Genomic DNA, 26,172 nt, shown 5'->3' with positions numbered 1-26,172 from the left:
GGGTGGAGACTCAGATGGGCAGCTTGCGGAAGATCGGCCGCGGGACGTGCCGCAGCGCCGACATCACCAGGCGGAACTGCGCCGGCGCCCACACGAGGTCCTTGCCCGCGCGAGCGGCCGCGACGGCCGTCTGGGCGACCTGCTCGGCCGTCTGCGCCAGGGGAGCGTCCTTCAGCCCCTCGGTCATCTTCGTCTTGACGTGCCCCGGCCGGACGACGGTCACCTTCACGCCGAAGGGCGCGAGCGCCTCGCCGAGACCCAGGTAGAAGCCGTCGAACCCGGCCTTGGTCGAGCCGTAGAGGAAGTTGGACCGGCGGACGCGCTCACCCGCCACCGACGACAGCGCGATCACCGTGCCGTGGCCCTGGACCTTGAGCTTCTCCGACAGCGCCACGCCCACCGACACCGCGGCGGTGTAGTTCACCGTGGCCAGCTCGACGGCCTTCGCGTGGTCCTGCCAGACTTCTTCCGGGTCACCGAGCAGGCCGAACGCCACGACCGCGACGTCGATGTCGCCGCCCTCGAACGCTTTGGCCAGCACGGCCGGGTGCGCCGCCGTGTCCTTCGCGTCGAAGTCCACAGTGGACACCTCGGCGCCCTTGTCCTTCAGGCGCTGCGCGGCCGCGTCCAGCCGCGGCGACGGGCGCGCCGCGAGCACGACCCGCAGCGGCTTCTCCGCCAGGTACTGCTCGGCGATCGCCAGCGCGATGTCGGACGTGCCGCCGAGCAGCAGCAGGGACTGGGGGTTGCCAACCGCGTCGATCACAGTGCGAGCCTCCGGCTCATGTCAGAGGCGAAAACGCCATCGGGGTCAACGGAAGCGCGGATCTTGCGCCATTCTTCGAGCCGCGGGTACATCTTCGCGAACGTCTCCGCCGACGTCCGGGAGTCCTTCGCGGTGTACAGCCGGCCGCCGGCTTCGAGCACGGCGTCGTCCAGCTCCAGGCAGAACCGGCTCAGGCCGCGCTTGATCGGGAAGTCGACGCTGAGCATCCAGCCCGGCGACGGCCACGACATCGGTGCTGGGTTCGCGTCGCCCATGCGCTTGAACACGTTGAGGAACGAGTAGTGGCCCGAGGTCGCGATCCGCCGGCAGATGGCCTTGAGCTGGTCCTCCGCGCCGAACGGCACCGAGAACTGGTACTGCAGGAAACCCTTGGAGCCGTAGGCGCGGTTCCACTCGCTCAGCATGTCGAGCGGGTGGTAGAACTGCGTCAGGTTCTGGATCTTGCCGCGCGCGCCCTTCTTGGGCACGGTCTTCTGCCACAGCTCGTTGATCAGCCCGAAGGTGAGCTTGTTGCCCAGGCCGTTCGGGAAGACGTCCGGCAGGGTCGCCAGCTGCGGCGCGTCGAACTTCAGCGGCTCGGCCCGCAGCTTCGGCGGCAGCTCGTCCAGCTTGGCGAGCGAGCCGCGCGAGAACGTCGCCCGGCCGAGGCGGTGGTCCGACGAGATCAGGTCCGGCACCGACATCGAGTAGTCGTAGGTCAGGTCCGAGCCGTCGGTGAACAGGCCGAGCGTCTCGTCGAGGTTCGACGTGCGGTCGGCGTCCACGATGAAGTACGCGGTCTCGGTCTTCTTCATCCGGATCTTCGCCCGGACGATGATCCCGGTCAGCCCGATGCCCGCGACGGTCGCCCAGAACAGCTCCGATTCAGGGCCCTCCGGGGTGAGCGTGCGCACCTGGCCGTCCGCGGTCAGCAGGTCCATCGACACGACGTGGTTGCCGAAGCTGCCCGCGCTGTGGTGGTTCTTGCCGTGGATGTCGTTGGCGATCGCGCCGCCGATCGTCACCTGGCGGGTGCCCGGCAGCACCGGGACCCACAGGCCGTACGGCAGCGCCTCGCGCATCAGCTTGTCGAGGCTGACGCCGGCGTCGAGGTCCACGAGACCCGAGTCCGGGTCGATCGAGTGGATCCGGTCGAGCGCGGTCATGTCGACGACCAGGCCGCCCGCGTTCTGCGCCGGGTCGCCGTAGGACCGGCCGAGGCCCCGCGCGATGACGCCGCGCTCGCCCGCCTGGCGCACGGCCTTGGCGATGGCCTCGACGTCCGGCGTGCTCAGGACGTCGGCGACGGTCGGCGCGGTGCGTCCCCAGCCGGAAAGCGTGCGACGCTGTGTCTCGGGGGATTGGGTCACTCGACCAGGGTAGCCACGCCGAAACACGCCCGGAACGTGACCCTGAAGTGCTCGTCTCTACACTTTGCGCATCAAGGCACAAGCGCCCGCGCGGGTGACCATGACTCAGGCAACGAGGTAAAGCAGTGGTGGCGACCGATCCGCAAGCCGACGTAGCGGCTGCGCAGTCCTCCCCGGGACTGCTGGGCCAGCTCATCCGCTTCGCCCTGATCGGGGGCTTTTGCGCCCTGGTCGACCTGGGCACGTACACCCTGCTGACGCAGGTGGCCGGGATGGCCACTTCACCGTGGGTCGACGTCGCTCGCGCTATCAGTTTCATCGTGGGCACGACCACGGCGTTCTTCCTGAACCGGAAGTTCACCTTCGCCGGCGGGCGCCGCGACGGGAAGGCGCAGATCGGCTCGTTCGTCCTGCTCTACACCGTGACGTTCTTCGTCGCGGTCGGGGTGAACCAGCTGATGCTGCAGCTGCTGCCGGAATCGGCGTGGCAGCACACACTGTGCTGGGCGGTGTCGCAGGCCACCGCCACGGTGATCAATTTCGTGATGCTCAAGTGGGTCGTGTTCCGCGAGCCGTCGACCAAGGAGAACTGAGGATTTAAATGCCCGGTAAAACAGCTACCCCGGCGCCGACCGCCGGCGCGGCCGCCGAGACGCGGTTCACCGAGCACACTCCGCAGGGCCGTCTGACGGCGCAGCGCGGCCTCTTCGCCGGCCCGGCGCCGATCGTCAGCAAGGACCTGTACGCGGAGCTCGAGTGGGGCTCGGCCGTGCGGGAACGTGCGGCGATCGCGCTCGAGCCCGCCTCCAAGGTGTCGGGCAACACGTACTTCGGCCGCTTCCCGGCCAGCTACTGGCAGCGCTGGACGACGGTGACCGAGGTCTCGGTCGAGGCCGTCGTCACCGGCACCGGGCTGCTGTCGATGGGTGCCTCGGACGTCGAGGGCGAGCCGCGCGTGGTGGCCGCCGAGCAGGTCGCCGACGCCAAGCAGGCCAAGGTCACGCTGACCTCGAAGCTGGACAAGTTCTACGACGGCGGCGCGCTCTGGCTCGACCTCGAGACCGAGGGCGGCCAGACGCTGCGCGTCGAGCAGGTCCGCTGGACGGTCGAGGCGCCGGAGAAGATCCGCCCGACCGCGGTGACCATCTGCACGATGAACCGCGCCGACGACTGCCTGAAGAACCTGCAGGCCCTCGCCGCGGACGTGTCGTCGCTGGAGACCCTGGACGCGATCTACGTCGCCGACCAGGGCACCGACCTCGTCGAGTCCCGTGACGGCTTCGAGCAGGTCGCCAAGGACCTCGCCGACAAGCTCCACTACATCAAGCAGCCGAACCTCGGCGGCGCAGGCGGCTTCACCCGCGGCCTCTACGAGGTGGCCGGGCACACCGCGACCGAGCACGCGAACGTCCTGTTCATGGACGACGATGTCCTGCTCGAGCCGGACCTGGTGATCCGGATGACGGCGTTCTCGAACCGCGCGGCCAACCCGATCATCGTCGGCGGCCAGATGCTCAACCTGTTCCACCCGAACCAGCTGCACGTCGGCGCGGAGTACGCCCGGCTCAACACGCTCGAGCCCGGCCAGCCGGTCGAGCACTCGCTCTCGACGGCCGACCTGCTCGGCGTCGACGAGGAGACGCTGAAGCCGAACCGCCAGGAGCGGCGTCTCGACGCCGGCTACAACGGCTGGTGGTCCTGCCTGATCCCCTACGAGGTGGTCCAGGCCACGGGCTACCCGATGCCGTTCTTCTTCCAGTGGGACGACGCGGAGTACTCCTACCGCGCCCGCGCGCACGGCTTCCCGACCGTCACCCTGCCGGGTGCGGGCGTGTGGCACGCGGACTTCCACATGAAGGACTGGGACGAGTGGCACCGGTACTTCAACCTGCGCAACTCGATCATCACCGCGGCGCTGCACTCGCCGTTCAACCTGAACCTGCTTTCGCGGGTGCTGCTCGCGCAGCTGGTGCGTTACCTGCTGGGCATGCAGTACGGCCTGTCGGCGACCCTGATCAAGGCCGTCGAGGACTTCCTGAAGGGCCCGGAAGTCCTGCGTGACGGCGGTGTCGAGGCGATGCAGGAGATCCGCCGCATCCGCGACGCGTACCCCGAGACCAAGCGCTACAAGGCGACCGACGTCCCGGGCATCGCGTCCAACGACATCGGCATCATCAACAGCGCGCCGCGGCCCAGCATGCAGCGCCTGGTGCTGATCAAACGGATCCTCGACCGGGTGCTCGGCCGCAGCCGCTTCGGGCTCGGCGCCGTCCCGATCGACGAGGCGCACTGGTGGCACATCGCCCTGTTCGACAAGGCGGTCGTCACCGACGCGAACCAGGAAGGCGTGCGCGTCCGGTCCTACGACCGGGTGAAGATGTTCGCGCTGGCCAAGCAGGGCGCGAAGGTGATCCAGCGGCTGCGCAAGGAAGGCGCGGCGGTGCAGGAGCAGTACAAGCGCGCCATGCCGGAGCTCACCTCGCGGGAGAACTGGAAGCGCCTCTACAAGCTCTGATCGAGGTTGCTCGCGAAGGCCGTCCCACGGTGGTGGGGCGGCCTTCCGCGCGTCAGGAGTGCATGCCGAACACCGTGCTCTTCCGCGTGAGGTCGTCGACGTAGGCGGCGGCGACGTGGGCGAAGTTGACCGCGACCACCTTGTCGTCCTTGGTGGTCACCGTCTCGACCGCGCCGGTCTTCAGCAGGTGCGCGAGCTTGCCCGCCACCTTCTCGGATTCGTCGGTCGTCAGCGCGAACAGCAGCGGCTCGCCGCCGGTCGCGAGGTGCAGCACGAGTGCGGGTTTCGGGTCAGCCATGCGTCCATCGGACCAGCGGTGATCTTCGCCCGGCAAGCGAGTTCGCTGAGGGCGCAGCATCCGGCTGCGGGCGGTGCGGGCCGTGGACTACCGTTTTCCCGAAGGCCGGAAGAACCCCGGGGGAAGAAGCGATGCCGCACTCGTTCTCGCTGTCGCTGGCGGCGGTGGACATCCTGCTCGAACAGCTCGGGCTGGGCCGCGCGCCGACGCCGTTCGAGGTCCCGCACGTCGGCACCACCGTCGAGCAGCGCGCGATGATCCGCGACGCCGTCATCCGGGACCTCACCGGCCGCGGGCTGTGGAACCGCGGCCGCCTCGACGCCGACGCCGAACTGGCACTGGCCACCTTCGTCCGCGGCGGCGTGGTGATCAACGCGGCCGCCGAGCTGGGCGACCGGCACCTGTTCGCGCGCGTGGCCTCCGACGGCCAGTTCGCGGTGCTCGCCCGCCAGGACGACAACCTCATCGTCTTCGAGGAGGTCCGCCCGACGGGCATCGTGCCGGCGATCGTCGACCTGCTCCCGCTCACCCCGGCCGCGCCGGGCCAGTCGGTCACCATCTCGCGGCCCGCGCCGCAGCCGCGTCACCAGCGCCGCGACGACGCGTACGACCCCTTCGCGGGTGTCAGCGGCCCGCGCTCGCAGAGCGGCGCCGGCGGCCCGCAGGTCCGGATGATCGAGCGCGTCTTCCAGGAGCCGAAGAAGCGAGTGGGGCAGTTCACGGCCCAGACCCGCGGCGGCACGTTCCCGCCGCTGGCCTGGTTCGACACCCCGAGCGGCCGCTGGCTGATGTCGTCCCGCGCGGCCGCCGACGGCCAGCGCTGGATCACCTACGCCCCGGCCGACAACGCCCGTCTCGCCCAGCAGCTGTACGCCCAGCTCGAAGGCCAGTTCTGAGCGTCGGGAACCAGCCGCGCCCGCGTCGCGTCCGAGGTGAAGATCCGTGAACGGCGGTTGCGCAGGGTGCCCGGCTAGTAGACTCCCGGGTGCACACGCACGGGCGAAGCGATTCGGGGTGGAACAGCGATGCAAATGGCTGACGGCGGGGGCGGCGGCTCGTTCGCGGACGTGATCAGCCCATTCTCATCGGCCGCCATGGGCGCCGCGGTCCAGAGCGTCTCCGCGGAGACGCAGAAGCTGATCGCGGCCGCGAAGAGCGGCGGTTTCAAGATCACGCCGGAGGGCGTCAAGCCCATCCGCGACGCGCTGACCGAGCTGGTCAACGACCTCACGAACCTCAGCTACAACACGATGATGCTGGACCAAGCTCCCCAGCTCGGTAATCACCCGTACGGGCACGCCGTCGCCAAGCACGACCAGAAGAGCGCTTCGGAGGCCGAAGGGTCCGCGACCCAGGTGCTCGAGAAGCTCAAGGTGGTCGCGCAGCAGGCGGACGAAGCGCTCGCCAGGGCCGCGGGCCTGTACAAGGAAACCGAGAACCAAGCGTTCTCCTCGCTCCAGACCAAGCAGGCCTGAGGTATGTCGAAACTTCTCGTTCGTGTTGTTCTCCCGCTCGTGGCCGGTGGCGCCCTGCTGGCCGGGTGCACCAGCACCCAAGGGGGGACAGCGTCGCCCGTGCAGTCGCCTTCGGCGAGTGCGCCGGAGACCTCGGAGAACTCGTCCTCCTCGGGGGGTGGCGGGACCCAGTCGATCACCGATCCGTGCACGCTCATCGAGCCGGGTGACCTCAGCAGCTACGGCGAGTTCAACCCGCCGCGGAACCAGACGGTCGGCGGCGCGCGCACCTGCAACTACCAGAAGAAGATCGCCTCGGCGAGCGACAAGTCGATGGTGATCGGTGCGAACATCCGCGACACCGCCTCGGTCGACCAGGTCAACGACACCGGCGGCGGCGTGGTCGACAAGGACATCAACGGCCGCAAGGCGAAGGAAGCATCCGGCGGCGCCTCCGTCGCGGGGTGCACGGTCGCCCTGCCGGTGGGCGACTCCTCGCGGGTGGACGTGGCCGTGATCGGCGTCGGCACGGCGGACGAGGCCTGCCAGATCGCCGAGGCGGTCGCGAAGTCCGCCGTCGAACCGCGGTTGCCGAAGGAATAGGGGATCCTCATGACGACGCGCCAGAGCCCGCCGCCGAAGACGCCGGACAAGACGCCCCAGGAAGTCCAGGACATGGCGCCCGCCGAGCGCGACGCCTACCTCCAGCAGAAGGCCGAAGAGGGCGTCGACCCCGGCAACTGGCTGTTCGGTGCGGTCCAGCAGTGGATGGCCCAGGCAAAGGCGAAGAACCAGTCCCAGGAACTGGGGGACAAGAACGTCGCCGAGGCCACGAAGGGCCGCGACGTCCAGTACGTCCAGGGCCTGACCGCGCCGAACGCGGACTACAAGGGCAACGACCACACACAGCTCAAGGCGTACCTCGACAGCAACCTGAACGTCGACCAGGTCTCCGAGGTGTCCACCGCGTACCACGAAGTCCACAAGGTCTTCGACAAGTTCGCCACGTCGATGAACACCGCGGTGAACGCCTCCAAGGGCACCTGGGAAGGCAGCGCCGCCGAGAACGCGCAGCAGTACTTCACCAGCCTGAGCAAGTGGTCCGACGCGAACTCGCAGAACGCGAAGCTCGCCTCGGAGACCATCTACGACCAGGGCCAGGCCGCCGCGACGGCGAAGAACTCCATGCCCGCGCCGATCCCGTTCAGCTGGAAGGACGAGTTCAGCAACTGGGCGACGTCGAACCCGTTCAACCTGGCCGACAACGTCGACAAGTCCATCCAGAAGCAGAAGGACAGCCAGGAAGCGCACGACCAGGCCGCGAGCGTCATGTCGACGTACGACAAGAGCCTCTACGAGGCCGCGTCGAAGCAGCCCGCCTTCGCGCCGCCGCCCAGCTTCAGCACCGGGGCGGCTCCGGTGACCACAACGGCACCGGGGAAAACAACGGCATCAACAACCCCTCCAGCGTGACCATGCCCGGGCCCGGCTCGGTCAACACGCCCGGCGGCACGAACAACTTCGTGCCCGGCACCACCGGCACGCCGCAGTTCTCCGGGCCCGGCTCGACCACCGGGTCGGGGTTCGTGCCCTCCGGGACGACGACGCCGTCCGGCTTCACGCCGAGCTTCGATCCCGTCCGGCTCGCCGGTCAACCCGAACCAGAACCTCGGCGGCATGCCGCCGATGAGCCCGATGCCGATGGGCGGCATGAACTTCGGCGGCGACGAGCCGTACAACTCCAAGGTCGGCGGGGGCGGCGGCCGCGGCGGGGGCGGCGGCTTCGGGCCCGGTGGCTCCGGCAACGCGACCGGTGCGGGCTCCGCGTCGGGTGCGGCCCGGCCGGGTGGCATCGGTGCGGCCGAGGCGGCCGCCGGGCGCGGGATGGGCGGGCTCGGTGCCGGCAGCGCGTCCGGCCGTGGTGGCATGGGCGCGGGCGGCGGCATGGGCCGCGGCCAGAAGGGCGAGGGCGACGAGGACACGGAGCACTCGCGGCCGACGTACCTGGTCGAGGGTGACCCCGACGAGGTTTTCGGCACGGACATGCGCACCGCGCCGCCGGTGATCGGCGAATAACGGACAAATGCGAAACGGCCCCGGGGAATCGGGGCCGTTTCGCATTTGCGCTGGTCGGGGAACCAGTAGCCTTCGCCGCACGTCGGAGACCGCGGAGGCGACGATGACCCCTGAGGAATGGCTGGCGAACTTCGAATCGAAGATCGCCGACGTGCGTGAGAAAGCGGAGCAGTTCCGCGTGGGCCTCGAGGCCTCCGGGACGACCGTCGCGTCTCCCGACGGCTCGATCCGCGTCGGCGTCGCGCCCAATGGCTCGCTCACGGACCTGCAGCTCGCCGACTCGGCGCTGACGGGCAAGTCCGGCGCCAAGCTCGCCGAGGAGATCCTGAAGCTCGCCCGCAAGGCGCAGCGCGGTGCCGCGGTGAACGTCGCCGCCGCGTTCGCGCCGCTCGGCGGCGACTCCGAGGCGATGCACATGGTCACCGGGTACGTGCCGCCGGAGGAGCCCGAGGAGCCGCCCGCCCCCGAGCCGGTCCGGGAACGCCAGCTCTGGCAGCACGAGGAGGCGGAAACCCCGCCGCCACCGCCACCCCGTCCGTCGAGGCCGGCGCGGCCGCCGCGCGACGACGATGACGACGACTTCGGCGACACCACCTTCCTGCGCCGCGACTGAGGGGGACCACGACCATGACCACCGCCACTTCCGGCGCCGGGATCGTCGACACCTACGCCGGGCTCGTCGACTCGATCAAGGCCGACTCCGAGTCGGAGGGTGAACACGTCCTCGGCGTCGCGGTCTCCGCGGCCGGCGCGGTCGTCGACACCGTCGGCGCCGCGATCGACCCGCTCGGGGCCATCCTCAACGCGGGCGTCGGCTGGCTGCTGGAGCACGTGAGCTTCCTTCGCGAGCCGCTCGACGCGCTGCTCGGCAACCCCGACGAGATCAACGCGAACGTCGACCAGCTCAAGTCCGCCGCCGCCGAGATGCACACGCTGGCCCAGGAGCACCGCGAAGACCTGCGCAGCGTCGCCGAATGGACCGGCCAGGCCGCCGACGCCTACCGCGACAGCCTCACGAAGATGGCCGAGGAGCTGGAGTCGCTCGGCAAGACGCTCGACGGGACCGCGGCCGTCGCGGGCATCTCCGGCATGCTCGTCTGCACGCTGCGCGGCATCGTGTTCGGGCTGATCTCGTCGGTGATCGCCGAGCTGATCCGCGACGCGCTGATCGCGGCGGCCTCGGCGGTGTGCACGTTCGGCGGGTCGATCGCGGCGTTCTGCGGGGTGGCGTCGGCCCGCGCCGCGGCGACGGCGTCGAAGATCGCGGGCAAGATCAGCAAGCTCCTGGAGGGTTTCGCCCGCCAGGGCGGCCGCCTGGCGAAGCTGATGGAGGCGATGGAGAAGCTGACCAAGGGCCTCGACCGGTTCTCCACGGTCGGCGGCCTCGCGATGGGTGCCTACCAGGCCGCGAAGCCGTACGAGACGGCGGAGGCGTGACATGGCGACCCACCACACGACGCACACGAGCACCCCGCACCACACGAGCACGCCCCACCACGTCGACACGTCGCCGACGCACCACGAGACGCCGAGCCCGCACCCCACCGAGCCGCGCCCGGCGCACGAACCGCACGCGAGCACCGGCGGTGGCGGCCACGGCAGCGGGTACGCGCTGCACACGGAGTCCCTCGGCACGATGGAGGGCCACCTCGGCCGCACGAGGGACAAGGTCCACGCGGTCGGCCAGACGGTGGCCGGGGCGAACTTCGGCGCCCAGTCGATGGGCGTGGTCGGCGCGGGCATGACGGGCACGCTCAACGGAACGGTCTCGGCGGCCAAGGAGCACGTCGCCCGCGCGGGCAAGGCGGTCGAGGACGCGGGAGCACGCACGAAGGCGGTGCGAGAGCACTACCAGACGACGGAAGCGAACAACGCGGCCACGATCGCGTCGGCGGCCAAGCCGGTCGACGCCCCTCCGACGAAGACGGCCGGTGGCGGCAACAACCCGCCGCCGGGTGGAGGTGGCGGCGGCAACCCACCGCCGGACAACTTCACCATGCCACCGTCGCCGGGTGGCGGCGGTGGGATGCGCAACAACCAGGGCCACCACGCGACGACGGCCGAGCTGGAGGGCCAGTACACCCGCCAGTCGATGCAGACGCGCCCGACATCGACGGACAACCAGATCCGCGACGCGGCGGGCAGGCTGGGCTACGACCCGGACCAGCACCTGGCGATGACCCTCAAGCCGACGGACCAGCTGACCCCGGCCCAGCGCGCGGAGATCGTGGCGGTCCGCAACGAGCTGAAGGCCAACCCGGGCGAGATCATGACGAAGGTCGTGAAGCCGGAAATGGCCGAAGCGACGCTGCAGAACAAGACCAGCTACGACGAGGTGAGCAGCGGCGACACCAAGAAATTCGATCCGGGGCAGGTCGGCGGATCCGTGGCGCGCGGCAGCGACACCGCCCAGTACGGAACGCCGGGCGAATTCCGGGACAAGCTCGCGCTGGACGACAAGGGCGCTGGGTGGACACCGATCGAAGACGGTGCGCCGCACGCGTACCAGCTCAGATATCCGGGTGACCCGAACTCGATGGAGATCAGTTATGGGGGAACGGATGCCCGGACCGCCCACGAAATGCAGGTTCTCTCCGGCCAGCCGGCGCCGCGTCCGTGGGACCCGCCGTTCCTCGGAACGGGTTACACCGGCGGCGGGGTGCCGGAGTGGATCCAGACGCGCGCCGACTACGGTGGCCGGGCCGAGATGTACCTCGTCCACGCGGACGGGACGGAGTCCCTGGCCGGGGTGTACCTGCCGGATCGGGGTTGGTTCGACGTACGTGGCCGAGGAGGCTCCAGTGCCGGAACGCCGTAGGATTTCGCCTGCCGAGTACGCGGTGTACCAAGGTGAGGTCCACCGCGCTGCCAGCCGGGTGCCTGCCAGCGTGCAGCTCTACCGCGACGGCACGCCTTGGGAGCTGGTGCCGATCACGGCCCTCGACGAGTGGTACACCGTCCGCACGTACGGCACCTTCCTCGAGCACGAGTTCGAGATCTACCACGAAGAAGACGGCACGTACTTCATCGGAGTGGTCGGGCAGGGCGACGGGCACTGGCTCGCCGAAACCTGGGCCAAGCCGGAGGAGCACCCCGAGGTGCGGTTCCAGCGGATGGACCGGTTCACCTTCGAGGCCACGGTGCCGAAGCACATGGTCACCGACATCCACGAGGTCCGCATCGACAGCCTCGGTCCCTGGCGGGAACGGCAGGAGAACCGATGAGTACTGACGCTCCCGCCGGTCTCCTCGGCAGTACGATCGTGCAGCTGCCGGTCAAACCGGGCCTGGTCGGCCTCTACCTCGGCAACGTCATCGTCCCGGGTCGCTTCGAGCCGCACCGCGTCCAGGGGTTCGCCGGGCGCCTCGAGGACGTCGTCGAGCTGGACACCGCCGCCATGGTCCGGAACTACGGCCTCGCCAAGATCCCCGGCTGGGGCCCGCTCGACGAGCTGTACCTGCTCCGGTTCACCGCCGGGCACACGTTCCCCTTCCGCACCTCCTACGGCGCCTCCGACCGGGAGATCGCCGCCGAACTGGGCGTCACGCGCGTCCTCCCGCCGCCGTTCCTCGGGACCGGCTACTTCCCCGGCGTCGACCACCCGCTACCGGAATACGTCCTGCAGCTGATCGAAATCCCCGCGGGCGCGGAACTCTGGGTTCGCCGCAACGACAACACTGAAGAGCGGCTCGGCCAGTACCACAGCCGGAAGGTCGGCTGGCTCCCCGAGCAGAAGGACGCGTTCGGCGAAGCGACGTTCTTCCCGCCGCCCGTGCCACTGCCGCCGTTGGTGCGCCGCGGCTACACCGCCCGCTACCGCGGTGGCGATTTCGACGCCGAGTTCGCCGGGCCCGGCCGGGTTGTGCTGCACCCGCTTCCCGGTGCGCCCGCGCCCGCCGACTTCGGGGAGACCTACGGCTTCCGGATGAAGGCCGTCGACCAGGTCGAACTCGACGAACTCACCTTCGTGCGGACGCTGTGCCGGTGGCGCGGCGGGACCTTCGAACTCCTCGGCCGGACGCGGGACTCCGCCGACCTGCACCTGGTCGACGAGGACTACCTCACCGCGCGCGACCTCGGACTGACCGAAGTGGACTACCGCGTCTGGCGGCAGACCGTGCCCGCCGCCGAGCTCGCCGACGTCCGGACCGAGTCCGTGCCGGTGCCGCTCGAAGGGCAGTTTCAGTAGCGGTAGAACTTCTCCGCGCGGCCCTGGCGGACCAGTTTCAGCCACTGCAGGAACGCCTTCGGGTCGCGCTTGACGCCGACGAAGTACAGTCCGAACCGGACGATCTCCAGCGCGCCGATCTTGCGCATTCCCGGCTGCGACAACAGGTAGCCGCGGTTGCGGTAGGTGTAGTAGCGCTTGACCTCGTTCTCCGGGTCCTGCGCGTGGAACTTGCCGCCCAGCATCGGCTTGAACTCGTCCGAACCGTCCGGGTGCAGGTACTTCGCCTTCAGCGACGTGCCGAACGGCAGCCCCGAACGCACCAGCCGCCGGTGCAGCTCGACCTCGTCGCCGCGGAAGAACAGGCGCAGGTCCGGCACGCCGACGACGTCCAAAGTGGACGCGCGGAAGAGCGCGCCGTTCATCAGGGACGCGATGCCGGGCAGGAAGTCGACGCCCAGCTCGGACTGCGACCGCTTCCACGTCAGGCCGCGGCGCAGCGGGAACGCCAGCTTCTCCGGCGCGTCGATGTTCGACACCACCGGCGAAACCTCGGCCAGGTCCCGCTTTTCCGCCTCCGCCAGCAGGGTCGCCAGCACGTTCTCGTCGGCCGGACGGCCATCGTCGTCGGCCAGCCAGACCCAGTCCGCGCCCAGCGACAGCGCGTGCAGCATGCCGAGCGCGAACCCGCCCGCCCCGCCGAGGTTGCGGTGGGACGGCAGGTACGTGTGCGGCAGCGGGTAGTTCTCGACGACTTCGCGGGCCGAGTCGTCCGGCCCGTTGTCGACCACGACGAGGTGGTCGACCGGCCGGGTCTGGGCCGCGATGACCTTCAGCGAGTCCGCCAGCAGCTCGCGCCGGTGCCGCGTGACGACCACGCCGACGACCGCGCCGTCGGGCAGCTGCCGGGTCTCGCTGGCCATCATTCCCCGCCGTTCGTCGTCGCCACCGGCTCGATGCCGAAGCGCTCCAGGGTTTCCTTGCTCATGTTCTCGAAGGGGTCGCGGCCCTTGTACGACGTCAAGACGTCCCGCAGCGAACCCTGTTGCTTCAGGTGGCCTTCGTCCATCCAGATGGCCGAGTCGCACAGCTCGAACAGGAACTCGTCCGAGTGGCTGGCGAACACCAGGATGCCGGAGCGCTTCACCAGGTCCTTGAGGCGGTCGCGCGCCTTGTTGAGGAACGCCGCGTCGACCGCGCCGATGCCCTCGTCGAGGATCAGGATCTCGGGGTCGATCGAGGTGACGACGCCCAGCGCGAGCCGCACGCGCATACCCGTCGAGTACGTCCGCAGCGGCATCTGCAGGTAGTCGCCGAGCTCGGTGAACTCGGCGATGTCGTCGACGCGCTTCTCCATCTCCTTGGCCGTCATCCCGAGGAAGAGGCCGCGGATGATGATGTTCTCCTCGCCGGAGATCTCCGGGTCCATGCCGATGCCGAGGTCGAAGACCGGCGCGATCTTGCCCTGGATCCGCGCGGACCCGCGGGTCGGCTCGTAGATCCCGGCGAGCAGCCGCAGCAGCGTCGACTTGCCGGCGCCGTTGTGCCCGACGAGCCCGACCCGGTCGCCTTCGCGGAGGTTCAGGGTCACGTCGTGCAGGGCTTCGATGATCGGCACCTTCGTGTCGGTGCCGATCTTGCCGCCGACCTTGCCGAGGACCCGCTTCTTCATCGACCGGGTCTTCGCGTCGAAGATCGGGAAGTCGACGAAGGCGTTGTGAACGTCAATGGAAACCATGTGTCACACCCAATAGGAGACGCGGGCACGGTAGTTGCGCATCGCGACGAGCGCGAGCGCCCACCCGACGACGGTGATGGCGCCGACGACGATCCAGTTCTCCGGGGAGAAGTCCTGGCCGAGCAACGGCGCGCGGATCACCTGCATGAAGTGGTAGAGCGGGTTCGCCTTGACGATCGGCAGGATCCACGAGATCCCCGACCGCTGCCCGCCGGCGAGCAGCTGGTCGACCGGCCAGACGATCGGCGTGCCGTAGAACAGCAGCTGGATCAGGGAGTTGACCACCTGCGGGATGTCGCGGAAGCGGGTCGAGATGATGCCGAACAGCAGCGTCACCCAGCCGGCGTTCAGGGCCAGCAGGATGAAGCCGGGGATCGCCAGCAGGATGGTCCAGCTCAGACCCGGGTGGCAGATGCCGTCGGGCACGCACACGCCGTTGCTCACCGAGTACGGCTTGCTGAGCGCGTTGAAGAAGATGATCAGCACCGCGACGTAGACGATCATGTTGTGCGCCAGCAGCAGCGTCTGCCGCCAGACCGTCCGCAGCACGTACACGCTCAGCGGCGCCGGGAGCTGCTTGATCAGCCCCTCGTTCGCGATGAACGTCTCCATGCCTTCGGAGAGGCAGCCGCTGATGAAGCCCCAGATGATGAAGCCGGTGGAGATGTAGGGCAGGAACACCTCGACGGGCACCTTGAACAGCTGCGAGTACAGCAGCCCGAGCCCGAGCGCGATGACGGCCTGGCTGATCGTGATCCAGAACGGCCCGATCACCGAGCGGCGGTAGCGCTGCTTGATGTCCTGCCAGCCCAGGTGACCCCAGAAGCTCGCGGGCGCGGAAACCGGCCTTGATGTCGGCGAAGGCACGCGCGAACGTCTTGCTGTCCGACGTCGGCGGTGCCGAGGTCGTCACGGGTGAGTCCGCGGCCTGAACCGTGCTGGTGGCATGCACGTGGACGAGGGTACCGATGGGGTGCGCGCCGCCCGGGCCACCCCGGCTGTGTGGTAGAGCTTTAGGGCCGATACGCGGCGGGGTGTGCCCTTCGTGCTGGTACTTTCTCCGCTTATGACTGCTGCTCTCGGCGCGGCGAGCCTGATGGTCAACCTGCTCGCGGCCTACGCCGACCGGCCGGACCCCCGCTCGGTGGCCGTCGTCGGAAACCAGCCGCTCCCGCCCGACCCCCAGCGCGCCAAGGCCGTCGACGCCTGTGACCTGGTCATCCGGGTCAACGGCTTCGTCGTCGACAAGCCCGGCGAGGAGATCGTCGGCCGCCGGACGCACGTGGTGGTGTTCAACCGGGCGATCCGGGCGACGCCGTACGTCTTCCAGGACTACCGCAAGCGCCTCTACCTGCTGGTCGAGCCCGGCCGGATGCACTGGGAGCCGGAGGACCTGCCGGGCTGGTGGCCCGCCGACCTCGGCGCGGTCCCGGTGTCGAACCGCGAGGTCGTGCTGCCGCTGTCGGACGCCCTGGGCCTGCCGACGCGCGACGAGCCGACGTGGTCGACCACCGGCACGCTGGCGGCCTGGATCGCGCGGACGTCGTTCCCGACGGCGCAGCTCGTGCTCACCGGGTTCTCGTTCATCGACAACCCGGACCAGACGTCGTGGGAGCACGCCGCCGGCGACTCCTGCATCGTCGGCCCGGAGCACCAGATCGCCGCCGAAGGGCGGCTGCTGGACTCCTGGACCAAGACCGGCGACACCACCCTCCTGCGCTGAACGCGCGTCCCCACCCCACGTTAGGAACCCCATGGCAGTGCAGAAACTCGGCAGAGGGCTGATCGACCGGATCGCCCGGCTCATCGACTTCCGCGTCGACGAGCGCACCCGCGACCTGGCGGCCCGCGTCAACGACCTCGAGCACGCCACCGCCGACCACCGGCGGCGGCTGGACAACGCCGAGCACGGCCTCGAGCACGCCCGCGGCGACCTCCGCTGGACGCGCGCCGAGCTCGACCGGCTGATCCCGCACGTGGCCGCGCAGGAAGGCCGCCTGGAGACGCTGCGCGAGTCGATGGCGCTGGTGCCGAAGGCCGATTCGGCGGAGATGGCCGAGGCCCGCACGCTGATCGAGGAGATCCAGCGGCAGCACGCGCAGATCCGGGTCCGGCTCGCCGGCATCTCCCGCTACGAAGACCGGCTGCGGCGGCTCGAGGACTCGATCAGCGTCCCGGCAGGCGAATGACCGCCGTTCTGCGCGAAGCGGACGAAACCGACCTGGACCGGATCCGCCGGTGGCGCAACCACCCGGCGGTCCGGCAGGTGAGCTTCACCACCCACGAGATCGGTGCCGACGAGCACCGCGCGTGGTTCTCCAAAGCACTCGCCGACCCGACCCGGCGGGTGCTGGTCTACCTGCACGAAGGCACCCCGGCCGGGGTCGTGCTGTTCAGCGACATCGACCCCGGCGCCGGAAGCGCCGAATGGGGCTTCTACCTCGACAACGAGGGCTTGGGCCGGAACCTGCTCGCCGCCTGGCTGCGGCTCGAGCAGGCGGCCGTCGACTACGCCTTCGACGAGCTCGGCCTCCAGGTCGTCGGTGGCGCGACCCTGGCCGACAACCGCCAAGTGCTGCAGCTGCACAAGCGGTTCGGCTTCACCGAGGCACGCAGGTATGTTCGGGACGTCGACGGCGTGCCCCGCGAAGTGGTCTGGACCGAGCTGCGGGCCGCCGACCGCCGTCCCGGAAGGAAGCGATAGCCCGATGACGACCAGCGAGGTGCGCATCGGCGCCCACGTCGTCTCACCCGAGCAGCCGCCGTTCGTCATCGCCGAGATGTCCGGCAACCACAACGGCGACCTCGGCCGCGCGCTGGAGATCGTCGACGCGATCGCCGAGTCCGGCGCGCAGGCGGTCAAGCTGCAGACCTACCGGCCCGACACGATCACCATCGACGTCGACACCCCGGCGTTCCGCATCGGCGACACCCACGAGCTGTGGGGCGGCGAAAACCTGTACAAGCTGTACGAAAAGGCGCACACGCCGTGGGAGTGGCACGAACCGCTCTTCGAGCGCGCCCGCTCGCGCGGCCTGGAGATCTTCTCGAGCCCGTTCGACCCGACCGCGGTCGAGCTGCTGGAGTCGCTCGGCGCGCCGGCGTACAAGATCGCGTCGTCGGAGATCGTCGACCTGCCGCTGGTCGAGCTGTGCGCGCGGACCGGCAAGCCGCTGGTCATCTCCACCGGCATGGCGAACGTCGCGGAGATCGACGCCGCCGTCCGCACCGCGCGGGAGGCGGGCAACGACCAGCTGATCGTGCTCGGCTGCACCGCGAGCTACCCGGCGTCGCCCCGCGAGAGCAACCTGCGCGGCCTGCCGCTGCTGGCCGGGCTGACGCAGACGCTCGTCGGCCTGTCCGACCACACGCCGGGCATCGGCGCGCCGGTCGCGGCCGTCGCGCTGGGCGCGGTGGCGATCGAGAAGCACGTGACGCTCTCCCGCGGCGACGGCGGCGTCGACTCGGACTTCTCGCTCGAACCGGCCGAGCTGGCCGCGCTCGTCACCGAGACGCACCGCGCCTGGGAAGCCCTGGGCGAGCCGGTGCTCGGCCCGCGGGCCAGCGAGGCCGAGGGGCTGCGGTTCCGGCGCTCGCTCTACGTCGTCGAGGACGTCCGCGCGGGCGACCTCGTGACGCCGGAGAACGTCCGCTCGATCCGGCCCGCGGGCGGGCTCGCCCCGGCCGAGATCACGGCCGTGCTGGGGCGCACCTTCCGCGTCGACGCCGCGAAGGGCACGCCCCTGACCTGGGACCTGGTCTAGAAGAACGCGCGCACGGTGTCGACCACACGGTCGACGTCGGCGTCGGTCATGGCCGGGAACAGCGGCAGCGACAGCTCCTGCTCGTAGTACGCCTCGGCGTTCGGGCAGAGGCCGCGCCGGTAGCCGAGGTCCTCGAACACCGGGTGCCAGTAGGCCGGGATGTAGTTGACCTGGACGCCGATGCCGACGCCGCGCAGGTGGTCGAACAACGCGCGGCGACGGCCTTCCAGGACGCGCAGCGGGTAGAGGTGCCACACCGGGTCGGCGCCCGCGCGGCTCGGCGGCGTCGCCACGCCGTCGAGGTCGGCGAGGGCCGCGTTGTACCGCTCGTGGATCTCGGCGCGGCGCTTCTTGAACTCCGCGAGCCGGGTGAGCTGGCTGCTGCCGAGCGCGCAGAGGACGTCGGGCAGGCGGTAGTTCAGGCCGAACTCGTGGACTTCCTGGTGCCAGCCGCCTTCGTCCGGGTACCGCTGCTCGGCGCGGTCGCGGACCAGGCCGTGGTTGCGGAACTTCCGCGCCCGGTCCAGGAGGTGCTCGTCGGGCGTGACGACGGCGCCGCCTTCGGCTGTCGTGAGGTTCTTCGTCGGGAAGAACGAGAACGTCGTCAGGTCGGCGATCGAGCCCACCGGACGGCCGTGCCACGAGCCGCCGACGGAGTGCGCCGCGTCCTCCAGCAGCAGCGCGCCCGCGTCGTGGGCGATTTCGCCGAGCTTGTCCAGCTCGGCGGGGTGCCCGGCGTAGTCGACGGCGGCGACGACCTTCGTCCGCTCGCTCACCGCGGCTCGCGCGGCCTCGACGTCCAGGTTGCCGGTGTCCGCCTCGACGTCGGCGAAAACCACCTTCGCGCCGTGCAGTGCGGCCGCGGCGGCCGTCGCCACGAACGTCATCGGCGAGGCGACGACCTCGTCGCCCGGCTTGATCGCAGCGGCCGCGTACGCGACGTGCAGGGCCGCGGTGCCCGAGGTGACGGCGACGGCCGGAGTCCCGCCGGTGTGCGCCGCGAGGTCCGACTCGAACCGCTGGACCGCGGGCCCGGTCGTCAGCCAGTCCCCGCGCAGCACGCCGACGACGGCCTCGATGTCCTCGTCGCTGATCGACTGGCGGCCGTAGGGGAGGAAGTCAGGCATACTGCTCGACCAGTTCGCGCAGCTCGTCCGGGTTCAGCCACAGGTCGTTCGTGTCCGAGCGGTAGGCGAAGCCCTCCGGCATCGGCGTGCCGTCGGCGGGCGGCTCGTACCCCCAGCCCGCCAGGTGCGGCTGGACGACGTAGCGGTCCTCGAGCTTGACCGTCCGGCGCGCGTCGTCGGGGGCGATCATCTCCTCGTGCAGCTTCTCACCGGGGCGGATGCCGACCTCGTGCATGTCGCTGCCCGGCGCGATCGCCTGCGCCAGGTCGACCAGCCGCATGCTCGGGATCCGCGGCACGTACAGCTCGCCGCCGTGCATCTGGTCGAAGGAGTCGACGACGAACCGCACGGCCTGGGGGAGCGTGATCCAGAAGCGGGTCATCTCCTTGTGCGTGATCGGCAGCGACTCGCCCTGCTCGGCCAGCTTGCGGAAGAACGGGATCACGCTGCCGCGCGAGCCCATCACGTTGCCGTAGCGGACCACGGAAAAGCGCGTCACGTGCGCGGCCGCGTAGTGGTTGCCGCTGATGAACATCCGGTCGGCGCACAGCTTGGTGGCGCCGTAGAGGTTGATCGGGCTGGACGCCTTGTCCGTCGACAGCGCGACGACCTTCTTGACGCCGGTGTCGATCGCCGCCTCGATCACGTTCTGCGAGCCCATGACGTTGGTCTGGACGAATTCGAACGGGTTGTACTCACCGGTGTCCACCTGCTTGAGCGCGGCGGCGTGCACGACGTAGTCGACGCCGTGCATGGCGCGCTCGAGCCGGCGCCGGTCGCGGATGTCGCCGATGAACCAGCGCAGCCGCGGGTCGTCGCCGAACAGCTGGCGCGTCTCGTACTGCTTCAGCTCGTCGCGGGAGAGCACGACCAGGCGGCTCGGGTTCAGCTCGGCCAGCGCGTGGGCGATGAACGCCTTGCCGAAGGAACCGGTCCCGCCGGTGAGCAGGATGCTGGAGCCATCCAGCTCGGACATCGTTGACCTCCGCGTTTCGGGTGGGTTGCCGTCGGCCATCATGTCACCCATGCGTGGAGCGCCCGTTGTCAACGCCGTCATCCAGGCCCGGTCGTCGTCGACGAGGCTGCCCGGCAAGGTGCTGCGCCCGCTGGCCGGCCGCAGCGTGCTGGGCTGGGTGGTCCGGGCCGCGGCGGCCGCTCCTGGCGTCGACCAGGTCATCGTCGCGACTTCTTCGGACCCTTCGGACGACGCCGTCGCCCTGGAGGCCACCCGCTGCGGCGCCGCGGTGGTCCGCGGCCCGCTCGACGACGTCCTCGGCCGGTTCGCGGTGGCGTTGCGCGAGCACCCCGCGGACGCCGTGATCAGGCTCACCGCGGACTGCCCGTTACTGGATCCGGCCCTGATCGGCCAGCTCGCGACGCTGTGGCGCGCCCAGCCGACGCTGGACTACCTGAGCACGACGCTGGTCCGGACGCTGCCGCGCGGCTTCGACGCCGAGCTGGTGCGCGCCGACGTGCTGGCCGAGCAGGTCGCCTCGGCGACCGGCGCGGACCGCGAGCACGTGACATCGGGCATCTATTCGCAGCCCTTGCGGTACTCCTGCACCGGGGTCGTGGTGAGCCCGCCCGCGGACGACCTGCGCGTCACGCTCGACACGGCCGAGGACTGGGAGCTGCTGACCGCGATCGCGGCCGAGCTGGGCGACCGCGTCGGCGACTGGCGGGCGGTGGTCGCGCTGCTGCGGTCGCGGCCCGACCTGGTGGCGCTGAACGCGCGCGTCGAGCAGAAGAAGGTCGGCAAGTGAGGGTGCTGCTGCGCGCGGACGCGTCGGCGGCCATCGGCGCCGGGCACGTCGCGCGGATGGTTGCGTACGCCGAGCGGGCGGTGGCCCGGGGCTGGGAGGTGGCTTTCTCCGGCGGCGTCGAGAACGCGGAGTGGCTCGCGGCGCAGTTCGACGAGCTGGGCGTTTCGCGCGTGCCCTTCGACCCCGAGGGGTTCGACGCGGTCATCGTCGACCACTACGGCCTCGGCGACCTGCGCAAGGAGGTCAACGCGGCCGGAGCGCTGCTGGTCTCGATCGAGGACGACGTGTTCGGCCGCCGTCCCGCCGACATCGTCGTGGACTCGGGGTTCGCGCCCGCCCCGCGGCCGGACGACGGCTCGGACCTCCTGCTCCGAGGGATCGCGTACGCGCCGCTTCGGGACGTTGTGCGGCGTACGCGTCGGAAGCCTTCTGGGCCTCCAACGCACGTCACGGTCGTCCTCGGCGGCGGCGCGGAGTGGGCGACGACAGTGGGGTTGCTGCTTCGCGCGCTTCGCGACACGGAGCTGCCCTTCGTGGCGGACGCCTTCGTGCGCGGAGAGCCTTCGCTGCCTTCGCTCCTGCCAGGCCAGACGATCCGCCTGTCGCCGCCGAGCCCGGCGCTGCTGGACGTCATGGCGACGACGGACGTCGCGGTGAGCGCGTCGGGGGTGACGTTCGTGGAGCTGTGCTGCCTCGGCGTCCCGACGGCGGCGGTGCAGCTGGTGGACAACCAGGAGACGGGCTACCGCGCGGCCCTGGACCTGGGGTTGGCGGTAGGGCTCGGCCACGCGGACACCCTCGACCTCACGTCGGTGACGTCGACCTTGCGAGCCTTGCTTTCCGACGCCGACCTCCGCGGCTCGCTCTCGGCCACCGCGTCGTCCACAGTGGACGGACTCGGCGTCGACCGGGTGCTCGATCAGCTGGAATCGCGGACCGGATCTGTCCGCGATTCTCCCTATCGTTGAGGTATGACGCCCACACCGTTCCGCATCGAAGTCCCGCAAGCCGACCTCGACGACCTTCGCGCGCGCCTCGCCAACACCCGCTGGCCGGACCAGCCCGCCGACGCGGGGTGGCGGCTCGGCGCGCCCGTCGACTACGTCCGCGAGCTGGCCGAGTACTGGCGGACGGGCTTCGACTGGCGGGCGCAGGAGGAGCGGATCAACGCGTTCCCGCAGTTCACGACGTCGATCGACGGCACGAAGGTGCACTTCCTGCACGTGGTGTCGCCCGAGCCGGACGCGACGCCGGTGCTGCTGACGCACGGCTGGCCGGGCTCGGTCGTGGAGTTCCTGGACGTGATCGGGCCGCTGACGGACCCCAGCGCGTACGGCGGCGACCCGGCGGACGCGCTGACGGTGGTGGTCCCGTCGATCCCGGGCTACGGCTTCTCGGGCCCGACGCCGACGCCGGACTGGGGCCCGGACCGGATGGCGCGCGTGTTCGCGGCGCTGATGACGGAGCTGGGCTACGAGCGGTTCGGCGCCCACGGCGGCGACTGGGGCGCGATCATCTCGCGTGAGCTGGCGGTCCAGTTCCCCGAGCGGCTGCTCGGGATCCACGTGACGATGCTGGCGTCGGCGGTGGTCCGCACGCCCGCCGACCTCGAGGGGCTTTCGGACCAGGAGCGGGGGCGCCGGTCGTTGGAGAAGGGCCAGGCGTTCGCGGCGTCGGGCACGGGCTACGCGATGATCCAGGCGACGAAGCCGCAGACGCTGGCGTACGGCCTGCACGACTCACCGGCCGGCCAGCTGGCGTGGATCGCGGAGAAGTTCCGGTCGTTCTCGAACACGTCGGCCGACCTCATCGACCGCGACGACCTGCTGGCCGACGTGTCGATCTACTGGTTCACGGAGACGGCGAACTCGTCGGCCCGCCTGTACGCGGCGTTGACCGGCGGCTGGGGAGCCCCGCCGCCGCGCAACGACGTCCCGACGGGGGTGGCGGTGTTCCCGGACGACATCGGGCTGCCGATCCGGGAGCTGGCCGAGCGGACGGACCGGATCGTGCAGTGGACGGAGTTCCCGCGGGGCGGGCACTTCCCGGCGCTGGAGGAACCGGACGCCTTGATCGGCGACATCCGGAAGTTCTTCCGGGAGCTGTAGTTGTCCACAGGGGTTGTCCACATGCCCTCCGGTCTGTGGACAACCCCGCGGCAACGTCTCAGAGGTACTGGCCGGTCCCCGAAATCCCGGGCCCGTGGTCATGCCCGTGCCCGGCGGCCCCGGAAGGGCCGGCGGGCAGCCCGCGCCGCATTTGTTCGAGCTGGACCCGGGCCGCCATCTGCTGGGCGAACAGCGCCGTCTGGATTCCGCTGAACAGGCCCTCGAGCCAGCCCACCAGCTGTGCCTGGGCGATCCGCAGCTCCGCGTCGGAAGGCGTCGAATCATCGGTGAACGGGCGGACCAGCCGCTCCAGCTCGTCCTGCAGCTCCGGGGCCAGCGAAGCCGCGAGCTCCTTCACCGACGTCTGGTGGATCTCCCGGACCCGGTTCCGCGAGGCGTCGTCGAGCGGGGCCGCCCGGACCTCCTCCAGCAGCTGCTTGATCATCGTGCCGATCCGCATCACCTTCGCCGGCTCTTCGACGAGGTCGCCGACCGACTCGGAGTTCTCCTCCGTCGGCAGCTTGGCCGCGCCCACCGGGGTTCCGTCCGGCCCGACGACCACCACGTGGGGTGAAGATTCGTGGCCGGGGTCACCCGCTGTGCCCGATTCCCCAAAGTTCGGCTCGGTCATGTGCTCCATCCTGGCTCGCGTTCGCCACGCTCCGCGACACCCGAGGGGTGTCCGTCTCCGAGCGTAGCGGCTCCGCGGGTTCCCGGTGCCTCTCCACCCAACCCCGGACGCGCGGCGAAACCGCACGTCCGTACGGTGTCCCCATGGCGTTCGACGTCGCTCGTATCCGTGGGCTCTTTCCCGCGCTGGGTGACGGCTGGATTCACTTCGACGGCGCCGCCGGAATGCTGGTACCGGAACAGGTCGCTTCGGCCGTTTCCACGGCGATGCGCGCCCCGGTGTCCGGGCCGGGCGGAGCGTTTCCGGCCTCACAGCGCGCGGAAAGCATCGTGACCGCGGCCCGCCGGGCCGTGGCCGACCTGGTCGGGGCCGACCCGGCCGCCGTCGTGCTCGGGCCCAGCGCGCCCGTGCTGCTGCGCCGCCTCTGCGACGCGCTCGCCGAGCGCTGGACGATAGGCGACGAAGTCGTCGTGTCCCGGCTCGACGAACAGGCCAACCTCGCGCCGTGGCAGCGGGCCGCGAAACGCGTCGGGGCTGTCGTGCGCTGGGGCGAGATCGACATTGAAACGTGCGAACTGCCCGCGTGGCAGTACGAGCAGCTCGTTTCGGCGCGCACCAAGGCCGTCGCCGTCACGCTCGCGTCCGGGTCCGTCGGGACCCGGCCGGACGTGCCGACCATCATCGAGTTCGCCAAGCGGGTCGGTGCGCTCGTCGTCGTCGACGCCACCTACGCCGCGCCGTTCCTGCCGCTGGACATCAACGCGCTCGGCGCCGACGTCATGGTCGTGTCCGCGCAGGCGTGGGGCGGGCCTTCGGTCGGCGCGCTCGTCTTCCGGGACCCCGAGCTGATCGACCGGATCCCGTCGGTCTCCCTCGACCCGATGGCGCGCGGGGCCGCCCGGCTCGAGCTCGGCCCGCACGCCTACCCGCTGCTGGCCGGGCTGATCGCGTCGATCGACTACCTCGCCGGTCTCGACGACGCCGCCAGCGGGTCGCGCCGCGAACGGCTCGTCACCTCGCTCGGCTCGGCGAAGTCCTACCACGCCGGGCTGCTCGCCCAGCTGTCGACGGAACTGCTGTCGCTGCGGCACATCATGGTCATCGGCAACGCCATGCGCCGCATTCCCGCGCTCGCCTTCGCCGTCGCGGGCAAGAAGGCGCCCGAAGTCGCCGAGTACCTGGCTTCGCAGGGGTTGTGCGCCTTCGCCGACGACGGGACAGCGGGCGTCTTCGCCTCACTCGGCGTCGGAGAAGTGGGCGGCGCCGTGCGGATCGGGCTCGCCCACTACTCCAACGTCTTCGAGATCAACCAGCTCGTGCGCGTCCTCGAAGAACTCCGCTAAGACTTCGCGGCCAGCAGGATCTTCCCGAACACCGAGCCTTCGTGCATGGCCCGGTGCGCGGACGCGGCTTCGGCCATCGGCACGACCTGCCCGATGATCGGCTTGACCGAGCCCTGCTCGACCAGCGGCCACAGGCGCTCGCGGACGTCGGCGACGATCGCCGCCTTCTGGTCCAGCGGGCGGAAGCGCAGGCCGGCCGCGAACACCGAAGCCCGCTTGCCGAGCAGCGCGCCGACGTTCAGCTCGCCCTTGACGCCGCCCTGCATGCCGATGATCACCAGGCGCCCGTCCGGCTGCAGCGCGTCGACGTTGCGCTTCAGGTACGACGCGCCCATGTTGTCGAGGATGACGTTCGCGCCGCCGGTCTCCTTCTTGAGGACCTCGACGAAGTCTTCTTCCTTGTAGTTGATCGTGAGGTCGGCGCCGAGCTGGCGGCAGCTTTCGAGCCGGTCCGCCGAGCCCGCGGTGACCGCGACCGTCGCGCCGAGCGCCTTGCCGACCTGGATCGCGTGCGTGCCGATGCCGCCCGCGCCGCCGTGGACCAGCAGCACCTCGCCCTCGGCGAGCTTCGCGTGCATCACGACGTTCGCCCACACCGTGCACGCCACCTCGGGCAGGCCGGCCGCGGCGAGCAGCTCGACCTCGCCCGGCACCGGCAGCAGCTGCCCGGCCGGGACGACGACCTTCTCCGCGTAGCCGCCGCCCGCGAGCAGCGCGCAGACCTCGTCACCGACGGTCCAGCCTTCGACGCCTTCGCCGAGTTCGGCGATCGTGCCGGAGCACTCCAAGCCGAGGACGTCGCTGGCGCCGGGCGGGGGCGGGTAGTTGCCCTGCCGCTGCAGGAGGTCCGCCCGGTTCACCGCGCTCGCCGCGACGTCCAGCAGCACCTCGCCGGGGCCGGGGCGCGGATCCGCGACCTCCGTCCACTCGAGAACGTCCGGGTCACCTGGTTCACGGATGGTGATCGCGTACATGTGTCGACTGTATACCGGCGGGTGAAGGTCCCGCCGAATGACGCATTGACGGGCTTCGCATTCGGAACAAAGGTGAG

At 70.4% G+C, this 26,172-nt stretch carries 30 protein-coding genes and 1 pseudogene; 20 read left to right on the top strand and 11 right to left on the bottom strand.

The window, feature by feature from the left end:
- Positions 1–10: 10 nt before the first annotated feature.
- Both dprE2 and dprE1 read right to left on the bottom strand, forming a co-directional pair.
- A complete protein-coding gene (gene dprE2, locus QP939_RS12450) occupies positions 11–766 on the bottom strand; it encodes a decaprenylphospho-beta-D-erythro-pentofuranosid-2-ulose 2-reductase (RefSeq protein WP_285456908.1) in 756 nt (251 codons plus the stop codon).
- The gene (gene dprE1 / locus QP939_RS12445) at positions 763–2,136 is read right to left on the bottom strand and encodes a decaprenylphosphoryl-beta-D-ribose oxidase (protein ID WP_285456907.1); all 1,374 of its coding nucleotides are present in this window, start codon (positions 2,134–2,136) and stop codon (positions 763–765) included. The genes dprE2 and dprE1 overlap by 4 nt, the downstream gene beginning before the upstream one ends.
- Positions 2,137–2,261: 125 nt before the next feature.
- On the opposite strand from dprE1, the gene QP939_RS12440 reads away from it, so the two are divergent.
- A complete protein-coding gene (locus QP939_RS12440; RefSeq protein ID WP_285456906.1) occupies positions 2,262–2,729 on the top strand; it encodes a GtrA family protein in 468 nt (155 codons plus the stop codon).
- An 8-nt stretch (positions 2,730–2,737) separates the two neighbouring features.
- Positions 2,738–4,651, top strand: a complete 1,914-nt coding sequence (locus QP939_RS12435; RefSeq protein ID WP_285456905.1) for a glycosyltransferase — start codon at positions 2,738–2,740, stop codon at positions 4,649–4,651.
- Positions 4,652–4,703: 52 nt separating this feature from the next.
- On the opposite strand, the gene QP939_RS12430 is transcribed toward QP939_RS12435, so the two are convergent.
- A complete protein-coding gene (locus QP939_RS12430; protein ID WP_285456904.1) occupies positions 4,704–4,949 on the bottom strand; it encodes a hypothetical protein in 246 nt (81 codons plus the stop codon).
- A gap of 131 nt (positions 4,950–5,080) precedes the next feature.
- On the opposite strand from QP939_RS12430, the gene QP939_RS12425 reads away from it, so the two are divergent.
- From QP939_RS12425 to QP939_RS12410, 4 genes are all read left to right on the top strand, one after another.
- Positions 5,081–5,845: an ESX secretion-associated protein EspG gene (locus QP939_RS12425; protein ID WP_285456903.1), complete on the top strand. Its 765-nt coding sequence runs from the start codon at positions 5,081–5,083 to the stop codon at positions 5,843–5,845.
- 135 nt (positions 5,846–5,980) lie between these two features.
- Positions 5,981–6,424, top strand: coding sequence for a hypothetical protein (locus QP939_RS12420; RefSeq protein WP_285456902.1), 444 nt, complete (start codon positions 5,981–5,983; stop codon positions 6,422–6,424).
- A 3-nt stretch (positions 6,425–6,427) separates the two neighbouring features.
- The gene (locus tag QP939_RS12415) at positions 6,428–7,006 is read left to right on the top strand and encodes a DUF3558 domain-containing protein (RefSeq protein ID WP_285456900.1); all 579 of its coding nucleotides are present in this window, start codon (positions 6,428–6,430) and stop codon (positions 7,004–7,006) included.
- Positions 7,007–7,015: 9 nt separating this feature from the next.
- The gene (locus QP939_RS12410; RefSeq protein WP_285456899.1) at positions 7,016–7,876 is read left to right on the top strand and encodes a hypothetical protein; all 861 of its coding nucleotides are present in this window, start codon (positions 7,016–7,018) and stop codon (positions 7,874–7,876) included.
- On the opposite strand, the gene QP939_RS12405 is transcribed toward QP939_RS12410, so the two are convergent.
- Positions 7,803–8,024 carry a hypothetical protein gene (locus QP939_RS12405; protein WP_285456898.1) on the bottom strand — a complete coding sequence of 74 codons (222 nt, stop codon included), beginning with the start codon at positions 8,022–8,024 and terminating at the stop codon, positions 7,803–7,805. The two genes, QP939_RS12410 and QP939_RS12405, sit on opposite strands and share 74 nt — an antisense overlap.
- Positions 8,025–8,080: 56 nt before the next feature.
- On the opposite strand from QP939_RS12405, the gene QP939_RS12400 reads away from it, so the two are divergent.
- The 6 genes from QP939_RS12400 (at position 8,081) to QP939_RS12375 (ending at position 12,668) form a co-directional block, all read left to right on the top strand.
- Positions 8,081–8,479, top strand: a complete 399-nt coding sequence (locus QP939_RS12400) for a hypothetical protein (protein ID WP_285456896.1) — start codon at positions 8,081–8,083, stop codon at positions 8,477–8,479.
- A 103-nt stretch (positions 8,480–8,582) separates the two neighbouring features.
- On the top strand, positions 8,583–9,092 hold the full coding sequence (locus QP939_RS12395) for a YbaB/EbfC family nucleoid-associated protein (protein WP_285456895.1): 510 nt from the start codon (positions 8,583–8,585) through the stop codon (positions 9,090–9,092).
- Between the two features lie 14 nt (positions 9,093–9,106).
- Entirely contained in the window at positions 9,107–9,916 is an 810-nt protein-coding gene (locus QP939_RS12390; protein WP_285456894.1) for a WXG100 family type VII secretion target, read from the top strand.
- Between the two features lies 1 nt (position 9,917).
- On the top strand, positions 9,918–11,297 hold the full coding sequence (locus QP939_RS12385) for a hypothetical protein (protein ID WP_285456893.1): 1,380 nt from the start codon (positions 9,918–9,920) through the stop codon (positions 11,295–11,297).
- The gene (locus tag QP939_RS12380) at positions 11,281–11,703 is read left to right on the top strand and encodes a UCP033725 family protein (protein WP_285456892.1); all 423 of its coding nucleotides are present in this window, start codon (positions 11,281–11,283) and stop codon (positions 11,701–11,703) included. The genes QP939_RS12385 and QP939_RS12380 overlap by 17 nt, the downstream gene beginning before the upstream one ends.
- Entirely contained in the window at positions 11,700–12,668 is a 969-nt protein-coding gene (locus QP939_RS12375) for a hypothetical protein (protein WP_285456891.1), read from the top strand. Before QP939_RS12380 ends, QP939_RS12375 begins: the two co-directional genes overlap by 4 nt.
- On the opposite strand, the gene glfT1 is transcribed toward QP939_RS12375, so the two are convergent.
- From glfT1 to wzm, 3 genes and pseudogenes are all read right to left on the bottom strand, one after another.
- The gene (gene glfT1, locus QP939_RS12370) at positions 12,662–13,570 is read right to left on the bottom strand and encodes a galactofuranosyltransferase GlfT1 (RefSeq protein ID WP_285456890.1); all 909 of its coding nucleotides are present in this window, start codon (positions 13,568–13,570) and stop codon (positions 12,662–12,664) included. The genes QP939_RS12375 and glfT1 overlap by 7 nt on opposite strands.
- On the bottom strand, positions 13,570–14,385 hold the full coding sequence (gene wzt, locus QP939_RS12365) for a galactan export ABC transporter ATP-binding subunit Wzt/RfbE (RefSeq protein ID WP_285456889.1): 816 nt from the start codon (positions 14,383–14,385) through the stop codon (positions 13,570–13,572). Before wzt ends, glfT1 begins: the two co-directional genes overlap by 1 nt.
- 3 nt (positions 14,386–14,388) lie before the next feature.
- Positions 14,389–15,337 (bottom strand): annotated as a pseudogene (gene wzm, locus QP939_RS12360) (galactan export ABC transporter permease subunit Wzm/RfbD).
- Between the two features lie 144 nt (positions 15,338–15,481).
- Here wzm and QP939_RS12355 point away from each other — a divergent pair.
- From QP939_RS12355 to pseI, 4 genes are read left to right on the top strand one after another with little or no spacing between them, the layout of a single operon-like run.
- Positions 15,482–16,108, top strand: a complete 627-nt coding sequence (locus QP939_RS12355; RefSeq protein WP_285459724.1) for a glycosyltransferase family 29 protein — start codon at positions 15,482–15,484, stop codon at positions 16,106–16,108.
- A 31-nt stretch (positions 16,109–16,139) separates the two neighbouring features.
- A complete protein-coding gene (locus QP939_RS12350; protein ID WP_285456888.1) occupies positions 16,140–16,574 on the top strand; it encodes a hypothetical protein in 435 nt (144 codons plus the stop codon).
- A complete protein-coding gene (gene pseH / locus QP939_RS12345) occupies positions 16,571–17,089 on the top strand; it encodes a UDP-4-amino-4,6-dideoxy-N-acetyl-beta-L-altrosamine N-acetyltransferase (protein ID WP_285456887.1) in 519 nt (172 codons plus the stop codon). The genes QP939_RS12350 and pseH overlap by 4 nt, the downstream gene beginning before the upstream one ends.
- A 4-nt stretch (positions 17,090–17,093) precedes the next feature.
- Positions 17,094–18,149, top strand: a complete 1,056-nt coding sequence (gene pseI / locus QP939_RS12340; RefSeq protein ID WP_285456886.1) for a pseudaminic acid synthase — start codon at positions 17,094–17,096, stop codon at positions 18,147–18,149.
- On the opposite strand, the gene QP939_RS12335 is transcribed toward pseI, so the two are convergent.
- Positions 18,146–19,276, bottom strand: a complete 1,131-nt coding sequence (locus tag QP939_RS12335; protein ID WP_285456885.1) for a DegT/DnrJ/EryC1/StrS family aminotransferase — start codon at positions 19,274–19,276, stop codon at positions 18,146–18,148. The genes pseI and QP939_RS12335 overlap by 4 nt on opposite strands.
- Positions 19,269–20,252, bottom strand: coding sequence for a UDP-N-acetylglucosamine 4,6-dehydratase (inverting) (pseB, locus tag QP939_RS12330; RefSeq protein ID WP_285456884.1), 984 nt, complete (start codon positions 20,250–20,252; stop codon positions 19,269–19,271). Before pseB ends, QP939_RS12335 begins: the two co-directional genes overlap by 8 nt.
- A gap of 40 nt (positions 20,253–20,292) precedes the next feature.
- Here pseB and QP939_RS12325 point away from each other — a divergent pair, with 40 nt between their 5' ends.
- Genes QP939_RS12325 through QP939_RS12315 form a run of 3 tightly spaced genes read left to right on the top strand, consistent with a single transcriptional unit; the run spans position 20,293 to position 23,147 of the window.
- A complete protein-coding gene (locus QP939_RS12325) occupies positions 20,293–21,039 on the top strand; it encodes a cytidylyltransferase domain-containing protein (RefSeq protein ID WP_285456883.1) in 747 nt (248 codons plus the stop codon).
- Positions 21,036–22,007, top strand: coding sequence for a spore coat protein (locus QP939_RS12320; protein WP_285456882.1), 972 nt, complete (start codon positions 21,036–21,038; stop codon positions 22,005–22,007). The genes QP939_RS12325 and QP939_RS12320 overlap by 4 nt, the downstream gene beginning before the upstream one ends.
- Before the next feature lie 3 nt (positions 22,008–22,010).
- Positions 22,011–23,147 carry an epoxide hydrolase family protein gene (locus QP939_RS12315; protein ID WP_285456881.1) on the top strand — a complete coding sequence of 379 codons (1,137 nt, stop codon included), beginning with the start codon at positions 22,011–22,013 and terminating at the stop codon, positions 23,145–23,147.
- A 58-nt stretch (positions 23,148–23,205) separates the two neighbouring features.
- Here QP939_RS12315 and QP939_RS12310 read toward each other — a convergent pair whose 3' ends face one another.
- A complete protein-coding gene (locus QP939_RS12310; RefSeq protein ID WP_285456880.1) occupies positions 23,206–23,787 on the bottom strand; it encodes a bacterial proteasome activator family protein in 582 nt (193 codons plus the stop codon).
- A 134-nt stretch (positions 23,788–23,921) separates the two neighbouring features.
- Here QP939_RS12310 and QP939_RS12305 point away from each other — a divergent pair, with 134 nt between their 5' ends.
- Positions 23,922–25,121: a cysteine desulfurase-like protein gene (locus QP939_RS12305; RefSeq protein ID WP_285456879.1), complete on the top strand. Its 1,200-nt coding sequence runs from the start codon at positions 23,922–23,924 to the stop codon at positions 25,119–25,121.
- Here the strand turns inward: QP939_RS12305 and QP939_RS12300 are convergent.
- Positions 25,118–26,095: an NAD(P)H-quinone oxidoreductase gene (locus QP939_RS12300; protein ID WP_285456878.1), complete on the bottom strand. Its 978-nt coding sequence runs from the start codon at positions 26,093–26,095 to the stop codon at positions 25,118–25,120. The genes QP939_RS12305 and QP939_RS12300 overlap by 4 nt on opposite strands.
- Positions 26,096–26,172 lie beyond the last annotated feature (77 nt).

It is taken from the genome of Amycolatopsis nalaikhensis, assembly GCF_030264295.1.
Classification (GTDB): domain Bacteria; phylum Actinomycetota; class Actinomycetes; order Mycobacteriales; family Pseudonocardiaceae; genus Amycolatopsis; species Amycolatopsis nalaikhensis.
Note: the sequence above shows the minus strand (reverse complement) of the source record. Positions and strands in the feature narration are given on the sequence as shown.

Bases quoted from the DNA above. Each gene is read 5' to 3' on its own strand.
- QP939_RS12435 (WP_285456905.1), top strand. From the start codon at position 2,738: ATGCCCGGTAAAACAGCTACCCCGGCGCCGACCGCCGGCGCGGCCGCC.
- QP939_RS12430 (WP_285456904.1), bottom strand. From the start codon at position 4,949: ATGGCTGACCCGAAACCCGCACTCGTGCTGCACCTCGCGACCGGCGGC.
- QP939_RS12425 (WP_285456903.1), top strand. From the start codon at position 5,081: ATGCCGCACTCGTTCTCGCTGTCGCTGGCGGCGGTGGACATCCTGCTC.
- QP939_RS12420 (WP_285456902.1), top strand. From the start codon at position 5,981: ATGGCTGACGGCGGGGGCGGCGGCTCGTTCGCGGACGTGATCAGCCCA.
- QP939_RS12415 (WP_285456900.1), top strand. From the start codon at position 6,428: ATGTCGAAACTTCTCGTTCGTGTTGTTCTCCCGCTCGTGGCCGGTGGC.
- QP939_RS12410 (WP_285456899.1), top strand. From the start codon at position 7,016: ATGACGACGCGCCAGAGCCCGCCGCCGAAGACGCCGGACAAGACGCCC.
- QP939_RS12400 (WP_285456896.1), top strand. From the start codon at position 8,081: ATGCCGCCGATGAGCCCGATGCCGATGGGCGGCATGAACTTCGGCGGC.
- QP939_RS12395 (WP_285456895.1), top strand. From the start codon at position 8,583: ATGACCCCTGAGGAATGGCTGGCGAACTTCGAATCGAAGATCGCCGAC.
- QP939_RS12390 (WP_285456894.1), top strand. From the start codon at position 9,107: ATGACCACCGCCACTTCCGGCGCCGGGATCGTCGACACCTACGCCGGG.
- QP939_RS12385 (WP_285456893.1), top strand. From the start codon at position 9,918: ATGGCGACCCACCACACGACGCACACGAGCACCCCGCACCACACGAGC.
- QP939_RS12375 (WP_285456891.1), top strand. From the start codon at position 11,700: ATGAGTACTGACGCTCCCGCCGGTCTCCTCGGCAGTACGATCGTGCAG.
- glfT1 (WP_285456890.1), bottom strand. From the start codon at position 13,570: ATGGCCAGCGAGACCCGGCAGCTGCCCGACGGCGCGGTCGTCGGCGTG.
- wzt (WP_285456889.1), bottom strand. From the start codon at position 14,385: ATGGTTTCCATTGACGTTCACAACGCCTTCGTCGACTTCCCGATCTTC.
- QP939_RS12355 (WP_285459724.1), top strand. From the start codon at position 15,482: ATGGTCAACCTGCTCGCGGCCTACGCCGACCGGCCGGACCCCCGCTCG.
- QP939_RS12350 (WP_285456888.1), top strand. From the start codon at position 16,140: ATGGCAGTGCAGAAACTCGGCAGAGGGCTGATCGACCGGATCGCCCGG.
- pseH (WP_285456887.1), top strand. From the start codon at position 16,571: ATGACCGCCGTTCTGCGCGAAGCGGACGAAACCGACCTGGACCGGATC.
- pseI (WP_285456886.1), top strand. From the start codon at position 17,094: ATGACGACCAGCGAGGTGCGCATCGGCGCCCACGTCGTCTCACCCGAG.
- QP939_RS12335 (WP_285456885.1), bottom strand. From the start codon at position 19,276: ATGCCTGACTTCCTCCCCTACGGCCGCCAGTCGATCAGCGACGAGGAC.
- pseB (WP_285456884.1), bottom strand. From the start codon at position 20,252: ATGTCCGAGCTGGATGGCTCCAGCATCCTGCTCACCGGCGGGACCGGT.
- QP939_RS12325 (WP_285456883.1), top strand. From the start codon at position 20,293: ATGTCACCCATGCGTGGAGCGCCCGTTGTCAACGCCGTCATCCAGGCC.
- QP939_RS12315 (WP_285456881.1), top strand. From the start codon at position 22,011: ATGACGCCCACACCGTTCCGCATCGAAGTCCCGCAAGCCGACCTCGAC.
- QP939_RS12310 (WP_285456880.1), bottom strand. From the start codon at position 23,787: ATGGAGCACATGACCGAGCCGAACTTTGGGGAATCGGGCACAGCGGGT.
- QP939_RS12305 (WP_285456879.1), top strand. From the start codon at position 23,922: ATGGCGTTCGACGTCGCTCGTATCCGTGGGCTCTTTCCCGCGCTGGGT.
- QP939_RS12300 (WP_285456878.1), bottom strand. From the start codon at position 26,095: ATGTACGCGATCACCATCCGTGAACCAGGTGACCCGGACGTTCTCGAG.